The sequence below is a fragment of the Pelomonas aquatica genome (assembly GCF_026712205.1).
Taxonomy (GTDB): domain Bacteria; phylum Pseudomonadota; class Gammaproteobacteria; order Burkholderiales; family Burkholderiaceae_C; genus Pelomonas; species Pelomonas aquatica.
Genome location: NZ_JAPPUW010000002.1, coordinates 202,536 through 218,696, shown reverse-complemented (window position 1 = coordinate 218,696; position 16,161 = coordinate 202,536). Strand labels below are relative to the sequence as shown.

General features: G+C 69.1%; 19 protein-coding genes. 18 read left to right on the top strand and 1 reads right to left on the bottom strand.

Annotated features, from left to right (window positions below):
* The first annotated feature begins 274 nt into the window (after positions 1–274).
* From plsX to NYP07_RS03295, 10 genes are all read left to right on the top strand, one after another.
* Positions 275–1,378: a phosphate acyltransferase PlsX gene (plsX, locus tag NYP07_RS03340; RefSeq protein WP_268147414.1), complete on the top strand. Its 1,104-nt coding sequence runs from the start codon at positions 275–277 to the stop codon at positions 1,376–1,378.
* Positions 1,375–2,358, top strand: a complete 984-nt coding sequence (locus NYP07_RS03335) for a beta-ketoacyl-ACP synthase III (RefSeq protein ID WP_268147412.1) — start codon at positions 1,375–1,377, stop codon at positions 2,356–2,358. The genes plsX and NYP07_RS03335 overlap by 4 nt, the downstream gene beginning before the upstream one ends.
* 7 nt (positions 2,359–2,365) lie before the next feature.
* Complete coding sequence (gene fabD, locus NYP07_RS03330) at positions 2,366–3,310, top strand: ACP S-malonyltransferase (protein WP_268147409.1); 945 nt, start codon at positions 2,366–2,368, stop codon at positions 3,308–3,310.
* A 4-nt stretch (positions 3,311–3,314) separates the two neighbouring features.
* A complete protein-coding gene (gene fabG, locus NYP07_RS03325; RefSeq protein WP_268147407.1) occupies positions 3,315–4,058 on the top strand; it encodes a 3-oxoacyl-ACP reductase FabG in 744 nt (247 codons plus the stop codon).
* A 113-nt stretch (positions 4,059–4,171) separates the two neighbouring features.
* A complete protein-coding gene (gene acpP / locus NYP07_RS03320; RefSeq protein WP_132573846.1) occupies positions 4,172–4,411 on the top strand; it encodes an acyl carrier protein in 240 nt (79 codons plus the stop codon).
* A gap of 47 nt (positions 4,412–4,458) precedes the next feature.
* Positions 4,459–5,703, top strand: a complete 1,245-nt coding sequence (gene fabF, locus NYP07_RS03315) for a beta-ketoacyl-ACP synthase II (RefSeq protein ID WP_268147403.1) — start codon at positions 4,459–4,461, stop codon at positions 5,701–5,703.
* Between the two features lie 15 nt (positions 5,704–5,718).
* Positions 5,719–6,132 (top strand): hypothetical protein, encoded by a 414-nt coding sequence (locus tag NYP07_RS03310; protein ID WP_268147402.1) that lies wholly within the window; start codon positions 5,719–5,721, stop codon positions 6,130–6,132.
* The gene (locus NYP07_RS03305) at positions 6,129–6,713 is read left to right on the top strand and encodes a sigma-70 family RNA polymerase sigma factor (RefSeq protein WP_268147399.1); all 585 of its coding nucleotides are present in this window, start codon (positions 6,129–6,131) and stop codon (positions 6,711–6,713) included. The genes NYP07_RS03310 and NYP07_RS03305 overlap by 4 nt, the downstream gene beginning before the upstream one ends.
* A complete protein-coding gene (locus NYP07_RS03300; protein WP_268147396.1) occupies positions 6,710–7,255 on the top strand; it encodes a sigma-E factor negative regulatory protein in 546 nt (181 codons plus the stop codon). The genes NYP07_RS03305 and NYP07_RS03300 overlap by 4 nt, the downstream gene beginning before the upstream one ends.
* Before the next feature lie 53 nt (positions 7,256–7,308).
* The gene (locus tag NYP07_RS03295; RefSeq protein ID WP_268147394.1) at positions 7,309–8,775 is read left to right on the top strand and encodes a Do family serine endopeptidase; all 1,467 of its coding nucleotides are present in this window, start codon (positions 7,309–7,311) and stop codon (positions 8,773–8,775) included.
* Here NYP07_RS03295 and NYP07_RS03290 read toward each other — a convergent pair.
* Positions 8,744–9,217 (bottom strand): hypothetical protein, encoded by a 474-nt coding sequence (locus NYP07_RS03290; protein ID WP_268147392.1) that lies wholly within the window; start codon positions 9,215–9,217, stop codon positions 8,744–8,746. The genes NYP07_RS03295 and NYP07_RS03290 overlap by 32 nt on opposite strands.
* 77 nt (positions 9,218–9,294) lie before the next feature.
* Between NYP07_RS03290 and lepA the strand changes: the two genes are divergently transcribed.
* The 8 genes from lepA (at position 9,295) to acpS (ending at position 16,092) form a co-directional block, all read left to right on the top strand.
* The gene (gene lepA, locus NYP07_RS03285) at positions 9,295–11,103 is read left to right on the top strand and encodes a translation elongation factor 4 (RefSeq protein ID WP_268147390.1); all 1,809 of its coding nucleotides are present in this window, start codon (positions 9,295–9,297) and stop codon (positions 11,101–11,103) included.
* Between the two features lie 28 nt (positions 11,104–11,131).
* Entirely contained in the window at positions 11,132–12,109 is a 978-nt protein-coding gene (gene lepB / locus NYP07_RS03280; protein ID WP_268147388.1) for a signal peptidase I, read from the top strand.
* A gap of 7 nt (positions 12,110–12,116) precedes the next feature.
* Positions 12,117–12,503: a DUF4845 domain-containing protein gene (locus NYP07_RS03275; RefSeq protein WP_268147386.1), complete on the top strand. Its 387-nt coding sequence runs from the start codon at positions 12,117–12,119 to the stop codon at positions 12,501–12,503.
* A 7-nt stretch (positions 12,504–12,510) separates the two neighbouring features.
* The gene (gene rnc / locus NYP07_RS03270; RefSeq protein ID WP_268147384.1) at positions 12,511–13,206 is read left to right on the top strand and encodes a ribonuclease III; all 696 of its coding nucleotides are present in this window, start codon (positions 12,511–12,513) and stop codon (positions 13,204–13,206) included.
* Positions 13,203–14,114 carry a GTPase Era gene (gene era / locus NYP07_RS03265; RefSeq protein ID WP_268147382.1) on the top strand — a complete coding sequence of 304 codons (912 nt, stop codon included), beginning with the start codon at positions 13,203–13,205 and terminating at the stop codon, positions 14,112–14,114. The genes rnc and era overlap by 4 nt, the downstream gene beginning before the upstream one ends.
* A 75-nt stretch (positions 14,115–14,189) precedes the next feature.
* On the top strand, positions 14,190–14,942 hold the full coding sequence (gene recO / locus NYP07_RS03260) for a DNA repair protein RecO (protein WP_268147379.1): 753 nt from the start codon (positions 14,190–14,192) through the stop codon (positions 14,940–14,942).
* The gene (locus tag NYP07_RS03255) at positions 14,939–15,700 is read left to right on the top strand and encodes a pyridoxine 5'-phosphate synthase (RefSeq protein ID WP_268147377.1); all 762 of its coding nucleotides are present in this window, start codon (positions 14,939–14,941) and stop codon (positions 15,698–15,700) included. The genes recO and NYP07_RS03255 overlap by 4 nt, the downstream gene beginning before the upstream one ends.
* Complete coding sequence (acpS, locus tag NYP07_RS03250) at positions 15,697–16,092, top strand: holo-ACP synthase (protein WP_268147375.1); 396 nt, start codon at positions 15,697–15,699, stop codon at positions 16,090–16,092. The genes NYP07_RS03255 and acpS overlap by 4 nt, the downstream gene beginning before the upstream one ends.
* Positions 16,093–16,161 lie beyond the last annotated feature (69 nt).

Sequence of the window (16,161 nt, the reverse complement as noted above, 5' to 3'; positions counted from 1 at the left end):
CCGCGGCGCCGCACCCTCGAAGAATCTGCCGACCCGGCCTGCGTATCGCGCAGCGCCGGGTTTGGTCTTTGTGGTTGGCGTGAAATTGCCCCTCGCCCATCTCGCCGCGCTGAACGCGGGCGAGCCTGGTCGGTCCCCCGTGGGGACGAGGCCGCTTGCGGCATCGAGCCGCAAACAGCCTCAGGCGGGCCGGCTTGGGAGCGGCCCGGCGCTTGGCCCGGAATACCGTCGTTTCGTCAGCTGCGGGTGACGCGCAGCGCTATGGATAACTGACATGATCTCCCCCTTGCCCGATCCCGTCCGCCTGGCCGTCGACTGCATGGGCGGCGACCACGGCCCCTCGGTCACGCTGCCGGCCTGCCGCGCCTTTCTGGACAAGCATCCCGGCGCCGAGCTCATCCTCGTCGGCAAGCCCGAGGCGCTGACCGCCGCGGCGGCCTGGCCGCGCTGCCGCATCGTCGCGGCGAGCGAGGTGGTCACGATGGACGACCCCATCGAGGTGGCACTGCGCCGCAAGCGCGACTCGTCGATGCGCGTCGCCATCCAGCAGCTGAAGGAGGGCCGCGGCGGTGAGCCCGCGCTGGCCCATGCCTGCGTGTCTGCCGGCAACACCGGCGCGCTGATGGCCGTCGCCAAGGTGCTGCTCAAGACGCTGGAGGGCATCGACCGTCCGGCCATCGCGGCCGTGATGCCCAACGCGGCCGGCCGCTTCACGACCGTGCTGGACCTGGGAGCCAATGTCGACTCCTCGGCCGAGAACCTGCTGCAGTTCGCCGTCATGGGCAGCGCGCTGGTGGGTGCCGTGGACGGCATCGAGGAGCCCAGCGTCGGCCTGCTCAATATCGGCGAGGAAGCCATCAAGGGCAGCGAGACGATCAAGCAGGCCGGCGAGCTGCTGCGTGCCGCGGGCGCGGCCGGCCAGCTCAACTTCTTCGGCAACGTCGAGGGCAACGACATCTTCAAGGGCACGACCGACATCGTCGTCTGCGATGGCTTCGTCGGCAACGTCATGCTGAAGGCGTCGGAAGGCCTTGCCAGCATGATGGGCGGCTTCATCAAGGCGGAGTTCAACCGCAGCTGGCTGAGCAAGCTGTCGGCGCTCGTCGCCATGCCGGTCCTGAACCGCTTCAAGCACCGCGTCGACCATCGCCGCTTCAACGGCGCGGCACTGTTGGGCCTGCGCGGCCTGGTCTTCAAGAGCCATGGCTCCGCCGATGCCTTCGCCTTCGAGAACGCTTTGGCCCGCGCTTATGATGCCGCCCGCAACCGGCTGCTTGACCGGGTACACGAGCGCATCGTCGGCACGCTGCAAGCGTCGGTGACCGATGCCGGACACAACACCGGAGACAGCGCGGCCACGGCCGCGCAGGCCGCATGACTTCTCCCCGCTATTCCCGCATCCTCGGCACCGGCAGCTTCCTGCCCGCAGACCGGGTGACCAACCAGGACCTGGCCGACCGCCTCGCGGCCGATGGCGTCGAAACCTCCGACGCCTGGATCGTCGAGCGCACCGGCATCCGCGCCCGCCATTTTGCGGCGCCCGACCAGACCTCCAGCGACCTGGCCTTCCCGGCCGCGCAGGCCGCTCTCGAAGCCGCCGGCGTCAAGGCCGATGAACTCGACCTCATCATCGTCGCGACGTCCACGCCCGACATGGTCTTCCCGTCCACCGCCTGCCTGCTGCAGCGCAAGCTCGGCGCCTTCGGCTGCGCGGCCTTCGACGTGCAGGCCGTCTGCGCTGGCTTCGTCTATGCGCTCAGCGTCGCCGACTCGATGATCAAGGCCGGCGCGGCCAGCAAGGCCCTGATCGTCGGTGCCGAGGTCTTCTCGCGCATCCTGGACTTCAAGGACCGCACGACCTGTGTGCTGTTCGGCGACGGCGCCGGCGCGGTCGTGCTCGGTGCGAGCGACACCCCCGGCATCCTGGCCACCGAGCTGCATGCCGACGCCCGCCATGTCGACATCCTGTGCACGCCGGGCACCGTGTCCGGCGGCCAGGTGCTGGGCTCGCCGCTGCTGCGCATGGACGGCCAGGCCGTCTTCAAGCTCGCCGTCGGCGTGCTGGAGAAGGTCGCCCGCTCGGTGCTCGACAAGGCCGGCCTGACCGATGCCGACATCGACTGGCTCATCCCCCACCAGGCCAATATCCGCATCATGCAGGGCACGGCCCGCAAGCTGCGCATGCCGATGGACAAGCTCATCGTCACCGTCGACGAGCATGGCAACACCTCGGCGGCGTCCGTGCCGCTGGCGCTGGACGCCGCCGTGCGCAGCGGCCAGGTCCGGCGCGGCGACACCGTGATGCTGGAAGGCGTCGGTGGCGGCTTCACCTGGGGCGCGGCCCTGCTGAATTACTGAGATTCCCATGTCTGCACAATTTGCTGTCGTCTTCCCCGGCCAGGGCTCCCAGGCCGTGGGCATGCTGGACGCCTGGGCCGACCACCCCGAAGTCCGCCGCACCCTCGAAGAAGCCTCCGCCGCCCTCGGCGAGGACATCGGCGCGCTGATCCATGCCGGCCCCAAGGAGCAGCTGGACCTGACGACCAACACCCAGCCCGTCATGCTGACGGCCGGCATCGCCTGCTGGCGCGCCTTCGTCGCCGAGACCGGCGCCAGGCCCGTGGCCGCGGCCGGCCATTCGCTGGGCGAGTACACGGCCCTGGTCGCCGCCGGTGCCTTGGGCCTGGCCGATGCGCTGCCGCTGGTGCGCTTCCGCGCCCAGGCCATGCAGGAAGCCGTGCCGGTCGGCGCCGGTGCGATGTACGCCATCCTGGGCCTGGACGGCGAGGCCGTCCGCGAGGGCTGCGCCAAGGCCGCCGCCGAGACGGGCGAGGCCATCGAGGCCGTCAACTTCAATGACCCCAAGCAGACGGTGATCGCCGGCAGCAAGGCCGGTGCCGAGAAGGCCGCCGAGCTCCTGAAGGCCGTGGGCGCCAAGCGCGCGCTGCCGCTGCCGGTGTCCGCTCCCTTCCACTCCAGCCTGATGAAGCCGGCGGCCGAGCGCCTGAAGGGAAGGCTGGCCTCGGTGCAGTTCCAGGCGGCCGCCTTCCCGGTCGTCAACAACATCGACGTGGCCGTCACCGGCAACGCCGACGCGCTGCGCGACGCCCTCTACCGCCAGGCCTTCGGCCCGGTGCGCTGGGTCGAGGTCGTGCAGGCACTGAAGGCTCGTGGCGTCACGCACATCATCGAGGCCGGCCCCGGCAAGGTGCTGACCGGCATGGCCAAGCGCATCGACGCCGAACTGCAGGCCGCCTGCGTCTTCGACCCCGCCTCGCTCGCCGAGGCCCGCGCGCTGCTGGGAGGCTGAACCCATGCCTGAAACCAAGAACCAGGGCGTCGCCCTCGTCACCGGCGCCAGCCGCGGCATCGGCCGCGCGATTGCGCTGCGCCTGGCCGAAGCCGGCTGGCGCGTGATCGGCACCGCCACGTCGGAGTCCGGCGCCGCCGGCATCACCGAGGCGCTCGCCGCCCACGGCGGCCGCGGCATCGTGCTGAACGTGACCGATGGCGCCGCCGCCCAGGCCGCCATCGACGACATCGTCGCCAAGGAAGGCGGCCTGCAACTGCTCGTCAACAACGCCGGCATCACGCGCGACATGCTGTCCATGCGCATGAAGGACGAGGACTGGGATGCCGTCATCGACACCAATCTGAAGGCCGTCTTCCGCCTCGCCCGCGCGGCGACCAAGCCGATGATGAAGCAGCGCGCCGGTCGCATCGTCAACATCACCTCCGTCGTCGGCGCCTCCGGCAACGCCGGCCAGGCCAATTACGCTGCGGCCAAGGCCGGCGTCGCCGGCCTCACGCGATCGCTGGCCCGCGAGCTGGGCAGCCGCAACATCACGGTCAATTGCATCGCGCCGGGCTTCATCGCCACCGACATGACCGAGGTGCTGCCCGAGGCGCAGAAGGCCGCGCTGCTGGCGCAAATCCCGCTGGGCCGCCTGGGCGCGCCCGACGAGATCGCGGCCGCCGTCGTCTTCCTCGCGTCACCGGGCGCGGCCTACATTACCGGTACCGAACTGCACGTCAACGGCGGCATGTTCATGTCCTGATCCCCGGCGGCCTGCGGACCCTCCCAGGCCACCCCGGCACCTTGAACTAGGGGTGCCACTCTAGAGCCCGTAGAATGGCGGGCTGTTTTTTGCAAACCCCTCCTGGAGGAGTCATGAGCGATATCGAAGCACGAGTCAAGAAAATCATCGCCGAGCAACTCGGCGTGGCGGAAGCCGACGTCACGAACGGAAAGGCTTTCGTCGCCGACCTGGGCGCCGATTCTCTGGACACCGTGGAACTGGTGATGGCCCTCGAAGACGAGTTCGGCATCGAGATCCCGGACGAAGAGGCCGAGAAGATCACCACCGTGCAACTGGCGATCGACTACGCCGTCAAGCACCAGAAGGCCTGATCGGCCCTCGGCCCAGTCCTTTCTCGCAACTCTCTGATCCGCACTGCATGACCCGTCGCCGCGTTGTCGTTACCGGCCTTGGCTTGATCAGTCCTGTCGGCAATACCGTTGCCGAAGGCTGGGCCAACATCCTCGCCGGGCGTTCCGGCATTGCCACCATCACCCGCTTTGACGCCAGCAACCTGGCGTGCCACTTCGCGGGCGAGGTCAAGGGCTTCAACATCGAGGATTACATCCCCGCCAAGGAAGCCCGGCACATGGATGGCTTCATCCATTACGGCCTGGCGGCGGCCTTCCAGGCAGTGCGCGATTCCGGCATCCCGACCGGCGATCAGCTGACCGAAGAACAGGCCGAGCGCATCGGCGTGCTCGTGGGCTCGGGCATCGGCGGCCTGCCGATGATCGAGGACACCCACACCGAGCTGATGAACCGCGGCCCCCGCCGCATCTCGCCGTTCTTCATCCCGGCCTCGATCATCAACATGATCTCGGGCCACGTCTCCATCAACTTCGGCTTCCAGGGCCCCAACCTGGCGATCGTGACGGCCTGCACCACGGGCCTGCACGCGATCGGCGAAGCCGGCCGCCTCATCGAGTATGGCGACGCCGACGTGATGATCGCGGGCGGCGCCGAAGGCGCGGTGTCGGCCCTGGGCATCGGCGGCTTCGCCTCGGCCCGGGCGCTGTCCACCCGCAACGACGACCCCGCGACCGCGTCCCGCCCCTGGGACAAGGACCGCGACGGTTTCGTGCTGGGCGAGGGTGCCGGCGTGCTGGTGCTCGAAGAGTACGAACACGCCAAGAAGCGCGGCGCCAAGATCTACTGCGAGCTGGCCGGCTTCGGCATGGGTGCGGACGCTTACCACATGACCGCGCCCAACGTCGACGGCCCCAAGCGCTCCATGCGCGCGGCGCTGCGCAACGCGGGCATGAACCCCGACCAGGTCCACTACATGAACGCCCATGGCACGTCCACGCCGCTGGGCGACGTGAACGAGACCAACGCGATCAAGCTGGCCTTCGGCGACCACGCGAAGAAGATGGTCGTCAGCTCGACCAAGTCCATGACCGGCCACCTGCTGGGCGGCGCGGGCGGCATCGAGTCGGTCTTCACGGCCCTGGCCATCCGCGACCAGGTCGCCCCGCCGACGATCAACATCTTCAACCCCGATCCCGAATGCGATCTGGACTACTGCGCCAACGAGGCGCGGCCGATGAAGATCGAGGTCGCCGCGAAGAACAACTTCGGCTTCGGCGGCACCAACGGCACGCTGATCTTCAAGCGCGTCTAAGCCGGCCGCAGCGCGATGCGCCGCACGCCGCCCGTCGTCGTGCAGCTGGCGCCGCAGCCCGCGGTGCAGGCCGTGGTGGCCCTCATTGCCGTGCTCGCCTCGGGCGGCCTGGCCGCCTGGGCCGTCAGCCATCGGGCGGCCGCCTGGCCGGCATGGCTGGCCCTGCCCCTCGTGGCGCTGTGGGCCTGGCGGGCCGCCGCCGTGCTGCCGCGCCGGCTGCGCTGGGATGGCCAGGCCTGGTGGTTGGCCGAGCCCCATCGCGATGACGAAACCGCCGTGCAGCTCGCGGTGCTGATCGATCTCGACGCCTGGCTGCTGCTGCGCGCCAGCCCGGGGCCGTGCTGGCTGCCGCTGGCCCGGCACCAGCAGTCGGCCCATTGGGGCGCCCTGCGCGCGACCCTGTTCGCCGCGCCGGCGGCGCCGCCATGAACAGCCCGGACGCCGATGCGCTGCTGGTGCGCGAGGCCCAGGCCGGCAGCCGTGCCGCCTTCGACATGCTGGTGCTGAAATACCAGCGCCGCGTCGAGCGCCTGCTCGCGCGCAGCGTGCGCTCGCCCGAGGACGTGGCCGACCTCTGCCAGGAGACCTTCCTGGCCGCCTACCGGGCACTGCCGGCCTTCCGCGGCGAGAGCGCCTTCTACACCTGGCTCTACCGCATCGCGATCAACGCGGCGCAGCGCCACCGGGCCCGCCACCGGCCCGTCGAGTCGCTGCACGACGAGGACGGAACTTTCGTCACCGAGGCGGCTCCAACCGACGATGCGACCCCCGAGGCCCTGCTGGCCAGCCGCCAGTTGGCCCAGGGGCTGAACGCGGCGGTCGAGGCCCTGGCCGAGGACCAGCGCCGCGCCCTGCTGCTGCGAGAGGTGGATGGCTTGAGCTACGACGAGATTGCCGACCTGCTGGACTGCCCGCCGGGCACCGTGCGCTCGCGCATCTTCCGCGCCCGCGAAGCCGTGGCCGCGCGGCTGCGGCCGCTGTTGGGCGGCGGGGGAGGGCGGCGATGGTGAGCGCCGATCAAGCGATGCTGGGCGAGGCCCTGTCGGCCGTCATGGACGGCCGCGCGACGCCGGCCGACTGGGCTCGCGTGCAGGCAGCCTGGGCGCGCGACCCGTCCCTGCGCGAGCGCTGGGCGCTCTGGCATGCCGCCGGTGATGGCCTGCGGGCGGCCGAACTGCCGGACCTGCACCGCGATCCCGAAGCCCTGCTCGACGCCCTGCATGCGCAACTGCCTGCGCCGGTTGCCGGGCACCCGCGCCGGCGCGACTGGTTCGCACCGCTGGCCGTTGCGGCGGGCTTTGTCGCGATGGCCGTCGGCATCGGGGCGCTGAGGCCGACGGTGCCTGCACCCGACGCCGTCGTCGCCGCTGCGCCAGTCCCGGCGGTGCAAATGCAGGGGCTTGGCGGCGCCAGCTTTGCACAGACCGCCGCAGGCCGTACGCTGCCGGCCTTCGGCGGCCTGCAGGCCGAGGCCCTGCCCGAGATCCCGGGCTGGGGCTTGGGCCTGCCGGAACCCGCAGCCTCGCGGCCCGCCGAGGCTCCCGGTCGCTGATCCGTCTGTCGTTCCACCTGACCCTTTCGTTGTCGCATCCCCGGAAACTCAATATGCACGCTGAGAATCTTTCCCATCCCACCCGTGCTCGCCTGCTGCTTTCGGGCACGGCGCTGGCTCTCGCCCTTGCGCTTGGACAGCCGGCCGTCGCCCAGGCCCGCGAGCTGCCGGACTTCACCGAACTGGTCGAGCGCGTCGGGCCGGCCGTCGTCAACATCCGCACCGCGGAGAAGGTCAAGGTCGCCGACAACCAGGGCGAGATGAACGAGCAGATGCAGGAGTTCTTCCGTCGCTTCGGCATCCCCGTGCCCAACCAGCGCCGCGGCGCGCCGCGCGGCGGCGCCCCGGGCGAGGACGACGATGCGCCGACGCGCCGCGGCGTCGGCTCGGGCTTCATCCTCAGCGCCGACGGCTATGTGATGACGAACGCCCACGTCGTGCAGGGCGCCGACGAGGTCATCGTCACGCTGACCGACAAGCGCGAGTTCAAGGCCAGGATCATCGGCGCCGACCAGCGCTCCGACGTGGCCATCGTGAAGGTCGAGGCCACGGGCCTGCCGGTCGTCAAGGTCGGCGACAGCGGCCGGGCCAAGGTCGGCGAGTGGGTCATGGCCATCGGCTCGCCCTTCGGCCTGGAGAACTCGGTGACGGCCGGCATCATCAGCGCCAAGCAGCGCGACACCGGCGAGCTGCTGCCGCTGATCCAGACCGACGTGGCCATCAACCCCGGCAACTCCGGCGGCCCGCTCGTGAACATGCGCGGCGAGGTCATCGGCATCAACTCGCAGATCTACAGCCAGAGCGGCGGCTATATGGGCATCTCGTTCGCGATCCCGATCGCCGAGGCGATGCGCGTGGCCGACGAGCTGCGCGCCGGTGGCCGCGTCGTGCGCGGCTTCCTCGGCGTGCTGCCCGACGACATCACCAAGGAAGTCGCCGAGGCCATCGGCCTGGGCAAGGCGGCCGGCGCCGTCGTGCGCAACGTGACGGCCGGCAGCCCGGCGGAGAAGGGCGGCGTCGAGGGCGGCGACGTCATCACCAAGGTCGACGGCAAGCCGGTCGAGAAGGCCGCCGACCTGCGCCGCCTGATCGCGGCCGTGAAGCCGGGCGCGAAGGCCACGCTGACCGTGTTCCGCCGCGGCGCCTACAAGGACCTGGCCGTCACCATCGCCGAGGACGAGCGCAGCAGGCGCCAGGGCGCTGCCGCCGGCGGCGACGGCGAGGCCGCGCCGGCCGCGGCGCCGAGCGCGGCTCTGGGCCTGAAGGTGGCCGAGCTGACCGAAGCCCAGCGCAAGGACCTGAAGGGCAAGCCCGGCGTCAGGGTCGACGCCGTCACCGGCGCCGCCGCGCGCGCCGGCCTGCGCGAGGGCGACCTGATCCTGTCGGTGGACAACGTCGAGGTGGCCTCGGTCAAGGCCTTCCAGGCGCAGATCGCGAAGGCCGACAAGGCCAAGGTCATCAACCTGGTCGTGCGCCGGGATGACGTTGTCAGCTTCGTGCTGCTGAAGCCGAGCCGCTGAACGGGCGCCTAAACCTCGGCCGCCGGCTCGGGCTTTCCGCGATGTGGCAAGCCCGGCCGGATGCGTCCTCAAGGTTGTCCACCGTTTCTTGAAGTTGGCGCCGGCTAACTTTTTCGGCCAGACCAGGATTGTTCGCGCCGCCCGCTAAAATATGGCCCTGACGCACCCCGGAAAGCGGTGTCTGGCGATGGAATCCGTGACGGCCGACGAAGCCGGGATTTGATCCACAGGCGATCCACAAGAACTTGTGGATAAGCTGTGGATGAAAATCCTTGTTGGCAGCCTGCAACGGCCGGAAAACCAATGCTGGTGCGGTTTCCCGGCCAGGCCTTTTGGCTACAATGGAAGCCCAACAAGCAGTTGCCATACCTTTTGTTGGAAGGCGCGTCACCTCTTCGACGTGCCTTTTTTTTAGCTTCAGCACGCCGCTTCGCGGCTTCACATCGCAAGCGATGTGAGCTTGCGCTGCAACGGCTTCGCCGTTGTGTCCTACTCCCAGGCGTGCTGCGCACGTAGCCCATGAACCACATCCGCAACTTCTCCATCATTGCCCACATCGACCACGGCAAGAGCACGCTGGCCGACCGCATCATCCAGCGCTGCGGGGGCTTGAGCGATCGGGAGATGGAAGCGCAGGTGCTGGACTCGATGGACCTGGAGCGCGAGCGCGGCATCACGATCAAGGCGCAGACTGCGGCGCTGCAGTACACGGCCAAGGACGGCAAGGTCTACAACCTCAACCTGATCGACACGCCCGGCCACGTCGACTTCTCGTATGAGGTGAGCCGCTCGCTGTCGGCCTGCGAGGGCGCGCTGCTGGTGGTGGACGCCTCGCAGGGCGTCGAGGCGCAGACGGTGGCCAACTGCTACACGGCGCTGGACCTCGGCGTCGAGGTCGTGCCGGTGCTCAACAAGATGGACCTGCCGTCCGCCGACCCCGACAACGCCAAGGCCGAGATCGAGGATGTCATCGGCATCGACGCCGACGACGCCATCCCCTGCTCGGCCAAGACCGGCATGGGCATCGACGAGATCCTGGAGGCCGTCATCGCCCGCATGCCGCCGCCGCGCGGCATCCCGGACGCGCCGCCGCGCGCGATGATCATCGACGCCTGGTTCGACAACTACGTCGGTGTCGTCATGCTGGTGCGCGTGGTGGACGGCGAGCTGCGCAAGAACGAGCGCATCCGCATGATGGCGACCAACGCCGTCTACCCGATCGAGCACCTCGGCGTGTTCACGCCCAAGAGCGAGAACCGCGAAGGGCTCAAGGCCGGCGAGGTGGGCTTCATCATCTGCGGCATCAAGGAGCTGGCGGCCGCCAAGGTCGGGGACACCGTCACGCTGGAAAAGAAGCTGCCCAACAACGCCGGCCCGGCAACGGAGGCGCTGCCCGGCTTCAAGGAGATCCAGCCCCAGGTGTTCGCGGGCCTGTACCCGACCGAGGCCAGCGAGTACGACCAGCTGCGCGATGCGCTGGAAAAGCTCAGCCTGAACGACTCCTCGCTGCGCTACGAGCCCGAGGTCAGCCAGGCGCTGGGCTTCGGCTTCCGCTGCGGCTTCCTGGGCCTGCTGCACATGGAGATCGTGCAGGAGCGCCTGGAGCGCGAGTTCGACCAGGACCTCGTCACCACCGCGCCCAGCGTCATCTACGAGGTGGAGCTGAACGACGGCGAGGTCATCCAGGTCGAGAACCCGTCCAAGATGCCCGACATCGGCCGCATGCGCGAGATCCGCGAGCCCATCGTCACGGTGCACCTCTACATGCCGCAGGACTATGTCGGCGTCGTCATGACGCTGGCCAACCAGAAGCGCGGCGTGCAGCTGAACATGGCCTACCACGGCAAGCAGGTCATGCTGACCTACGAGATCCCGCTGGCCGAGATCGTGCTGGACTTCTTCGACAAGCTCAAGAGCGCGTCGCGTGGCTATGCGTCCATGGACTACGAGTTCAAGGAATACCGCGCCGCCGACGTCGTCAAGGTCGACATCATGATCAACGGCGACAAGGTCGACCCGCTGGCCATGATCGTGCACCGCAGCCAGAGCCAGTACCGCGGCCGCGGCGTGGCCGCGAAGATGCGCGAGCAGATCCCGCGCCAGATGTACGACGTGGCCATCCAGGCCGCCATCGGCGCCAACATCATCGCCCGCGAGAACATCAAGGCGCTGCGCAAGAACGTGCTGGCAAAATGCTACGGCGGTGACATCACCCGCAAGCGCAAGCTGCTGGAAAAGCAAAAAGCCGGCAAGAAGCGCATGAAGCAGATCGGCTCGGTCGAGGTGCCTCAAGAAGCCTTCCTCGCCATCCTGCAAGTCGACGACTGACCCCCTTCCTGCCTTGAATACCTCCCCGATGAGTGCTCTGACCGGTGTTTTGTACGCGGCCCTGGTGGCCTACCTGGGCGGCTGGTATGTCGGCCGCTGGAGCGGCAACTTCGCGCTGCTGCTCTTCATCCTGACCACGGTGACGCTGTTCTACTGGCTGGCCGAGCGCTTCCATTTCGCGCCGGCCCGGCGTGCCGCGGCCGATGCGCTGCTGTCCAACGACGCCAAGCGCCGCGAGGCCCTCGCGGCCCAGGGCATCTCCCGCGTGGACGGCGACGTCGAACCGGCTCGCCAGCAGATCCTGCAGCAGCCCTGGTGGCTGGACTGGACCGCCGGTCTGTTCCCGGTGATCCTCATCGTCTTCCTGCTGCGCAGCTTCCTGTTCGAGCCGTTCAAGATCCCGTCCGGCTCCATGGTGCCGACGCTGCTGGTGGGCGACCTCATCCTCGTCAACAAATTCCACTACGGCATCCGCCTGCCGGTCATCAACAAGAAGATCATCGCCAACCACGATGTGCAGCGCGGCGACGTGATGGTGTTCCGCTACCCCGAGGACCCGAGCACCGACTTCATCAAGCGCGTGGTGGGCGTCCCGGGCGACGAGATCACCTACACCAACCAGAAGCTCTACATCAACGGCCAGCCCGCGCCCGTGCAGGCCCAGGGCAATTTCTACGACGAGGACGCGCGTGTCTACCGCCAGCGCTTCCTGGAGAAGCTCGGCGACAAGGAGCACCAGCTTCTCGTCGAGCCGGGCGCCCAGCGCTTCTTCCGCCCCGACCGGGCCGACGGCCCCTTTCCCTTCCAGGAGAACTGCCGCTACACCATCGAGGGCGTGAGCTGCAAGGTGCCGGCCGGCCACTACTTCATGATGGGCGACAACCGCGACAACTCGCGCGATTCGCGCTTCTGGGGCTTCGTGCCGGACGAGAACATCGTCGGCAAGGCCTTCTTGGTCTGGATGAATTTCGGTAACCTCAAGCGCGTCGGTACTTTCTTCAATTGATGCCCAGATGAGCCGCAGCCGCCACCCCATGCCGTCGTCGAACCTCCGTCGCCAGCGCGGCCTCACGCTGATCGGCCTGCTGTTCTGGGGCGCCCTCATCGCCGTCACGGCGGTCGTTGCGATGAAGCTCTTCCCGACGGTGCTGGAGTACTACACCATCCAGCGCACCGTCGACCGCATCGCGGCGTCCAACCCGGCCACGGTGCCGGCCGTGCGCTCGGAGTTCGACCGGGCCACGATCACCGAATACTCCATCCAGAGCATCAAGAGCGCCGATCTCGTGGTCAGCAAGGATGGCAGCGACAAGGTCGTCATCGAGTTCGCCTACGACAAGGAAATCGACCTGTTCGGGCCGGTCTATCTGCTGATCAAGTACCGGGGCCGGTCGAAGTGACCGCTCGATGAGTTCCGCCGCGCTCGATGCCCTGCAAAAGCGCCTCGGGCACCGCTTCGCGCGGCCCGACCTGCTTGCGCGCGCGCTGACCCACCGCAGCTTCGGCGCCGACCACAACGAGCGCCTCGAATTCCTCGGCGACGCCGTGCTCAGCCTGGCCGTGTCCAGCCTGCTCTACGAGCGCTATGCCGGCTCCGACGAGGGCGACCTGACCCGCGTGCGCGCCCACCTCGTGCGCGAGGACAGCCTGCACAAGCTGGCCCTGGCCCTCGGCCTGCCCGAGGTGCTGAAGATGTCGGACGGCGAGGCCCGCGGCGGCGGCGCGCAGCGCCCGTCCATCCTGGCCGACGCCGTCGAAGCCGTGCTCGGCGCCGCCTACATCGATGCCGGCTACGAGGCGGCCCTGGCCGTCGTGCGCCGCCTGCTCGGCGAGACCATCGCGACCGCCGCCGGCGCGGGCGACTTCGGTAAGGATGCCAAGACCGCGCTGCAGGAATGGCTGCAGGCCCGCCGCATCGCCGTGCCGAGCTACCGTATCGTCGCGGCGCGGGGCCAGGCGCACGCCCAGACCTTCGAGGTCGAATGCGCCGTGCCGGCCCTGGACATGGCCGAACTGGGCGAAGGCCGCTCGCGCCGCACCGCCGAGCAGGAGGCCGCCCGCCGGCTGCTGGACAGATTGACCGCCGAACGAGGCAAACCATGACCGAGACCGCCAAGCCTGAAACCGGAGCCCCGCAGCGCTGCGGCCTCATCGCCATCGTCGGCCGGCCCAACGTCGGCAAGTCCACGCTGCTGAACGCCCTCGTCGGCCAGAAGGTCAGCATCACGTCCGACAAGGCCCAGACCACGCGCCACCGCATCACCGGCGTGCGCACCGTGGACGAGGCCCAGTTCGTCTTCGTCGACACGCCCGGCTTCCAGACCAAGCACAACGCCGCGCTGAACCGCACGCTCAACCGCACCGTGCACGGCGTGCTGGCCGATGTGGACCTGGTGCTCTTCGTCGTCGAGGCAGGCCGCTTCGGCCTGGACGACGCCAAGGTGCTGTCCCTGCTGCCCGAGGACAAGCCGGTCGTGCTGATCGCCAACAAGCTCGACGCCGTGCACCGCCGTGCCGAGCTCGCGCCCTGGCTCAAGGGCATGCAGGAGCGGCGCAACTTCGCCGAGTTCGTGCCGCTGTCGGCCAAGAAGGAGGCCGACGTCACGCGCCTGTTCAAGATCCTCAAGCCCTATCTGCCCGAGCAGGGCTGGTTCTACGACGAGGACGCGCTGACCGACCGCAGCGAGAAGTTCCTGGCCAGCGAGATCATCCGCGAGAAGCTGTTCCGCCTGACCGGCGACGAGCTGCCCTACACCTCCACCGTCGTCATCGACAAGTGGGAGGAGGAGGGCGAACTGCGCCGCATCAGCGCCAGCATCGTCGTCGAGCGCGACGCCCACAAGGGCATGATCATCGGCCAGGGCGGCGAGCGGCTGAAGCGCATCGGCTCGGAGTCGCGCCAGGAGCTGGAGCATCTGATGGACGGCCGCGTGTTCCTGGAGCTGTGGGTCAAGGTGCGATCCGGCTGGGCCGACAGCGAGGAACACCTGCGCAGCTACGGCTATGAGTGAGGCCCCCAGGTCCGCGAATACGCCGCCCACCCCCCGAGGGGGCTCGCCCGACTTGGGGCGGCCCGGCGTCGGGCGGTGAGCGCGGCTCGAACGCCTTCGGTGCAGCCCGCCTATGTGCTGCACCAGCACGACTGGAGCGAGTCCAGCCTCATCCTCGACCTGTTCACGCGCGAGTCCGGCCGCGTCGCTGTCGCGGCCAAGGGCGCCAAGCGGCCCTACTCGCAGCTGCGCGCCGTGCTGCTGCCGCTGCAGCGCATCAGCGTCAGCCTGAGCAAGCCGGCCAAGACCGATGGCGGCGAGGTGCAGACGCTGCGCGGCGCCGAATGGGGCGGCGGCGCGACGCTGCCATCGGGTGCCGCGCTGTTCTCCGGCTACTACCTGAACGAGCTGCTGCTGAAGCTGCTGGCCCGCCACGACCCGCACCCCCAGCTCTTCGACGCCTATGCCGACACGCTGGCCCACTTGGCCGACGGCGACGCGGTGCTGCGTGCCTTCGAGCTGAAGCTGCTGGCCGAACTGGGACTGCTGCCCGATCTCAGCGTCGTCACGCCGACCCAGGCCCATGTCGACCCGGCGCGCCGCTACCAGCTGTCGCCCGAGTCGGGCCTGATCCCGCCGACGAGCGACGCCGGCCTGCCCGGCGCCCTGCTGATCCAGCTCCAGGCTGCCCTCCTTCACGGCAGCATGGCCGCACTTCGCCAGGCCTGCGTGGCCGCGCCCCAGACCCTGAAGACAATGTTGCGGGGCCTGCTCCACTACCATCTGGGCCACCAGCCGCTGCGCACCCGCGCGCTCATGGTCGACGTGCAACAACTGCTTGAATCATGAATCCGTTCGCTCAAGCCGGCACCCGCTGCGCGCTGTCGGTCAACGTCAACAAGGTCGCGCTGCTGCGCAACACCCGCCACCTCGGCATCCCCAGCGTGCTGCGCGCCGCGGAGCAGTGCCTGCTGGCCGGCGCCCAGGGCATCACGGTGCACCCGCGGCCGGACGCCCGCCACGTCCGCGCGCGCGATGTCGACGACCTTGCCGGCTTCCTGAAGGACTGGCCGCAGGCCGAGTTCAACATCGAGGGCAACCCGACGCAGAACCTGATGGACTTCGTGCGCAAGCACCGCCCGCACCAGGTCACCTTCGTACCCGACGCGGAAGACCAGTTCACGTCCGACCACGGCTGGACGCTGCCGCAGGACGCCGCGCGGCTGAAGCCGCTGATCCGGGAGGCCCAGGATCTCGGCGTGCGCGTCAGCCTCTTCATGGACCCCGACCCCGCCGCGATGGCCGCGGTGGCCGAGCTGGGCGCAGACCGCATCGAGCTCTACACCGAGACCTTCGCGAGCGCCTACGCCACGCCCGGCGGCGACGCCGTGCTGGCCGGCTTCAAGGCCACGGCCGAGGCCGCGCTGAAGCTGGGGCTGGGCATCAACGCCGGCCACGACCTGAACCGCGACAACCTCGCGGCCTTCCTGCGCGCCGTGCCCGGCGTGAAGGAAGTGTCCATCGGCCACGCACTGATCGCCGATGCGCTGGAGCTGGGCTATGCCGAGACGGTGAAGGCCTATCTGCGCGCGATCGCCGCCGCATGATCCACGGCATCGGTACGGACATCTGCGACATCCGCCGCATCGAGGCCACGCTGGCCCGCCGCGGCGAGCGCTTTGCCGAGAAGGTGCTGGGGCCGGACGAACTGCAGGTCTTCCGCGCCCGCCGCGCGCGCTCCGAGACGCGTGGCCTGCGCTATCTGGCCACGCGCTTCTCGGCCAAGGAGGCCTTCAGCAAGGCCATCGGCCTGGGCCTGCATCTGCCGATGCGCATGCCCGACTGCCAGATCCTGAACCAGGCCAGCGGCAAGCCCCTGCTGAAGCTGAGCGGCCCGCTGGCGGACTGGTTCGCCGAGCGGGACCTGAGAGGGCAGGTGACGTTGAGCGACGAGAGCGACTACGCAGTCTCCTTCGTTGTCGTCGAGAAAGCCGATTAGCGATACCGCTCGAATACGCGTCAATGGTGCAGGCTGATGCTTGCGGCTCGGGGGGCATCGCGCCGGCGG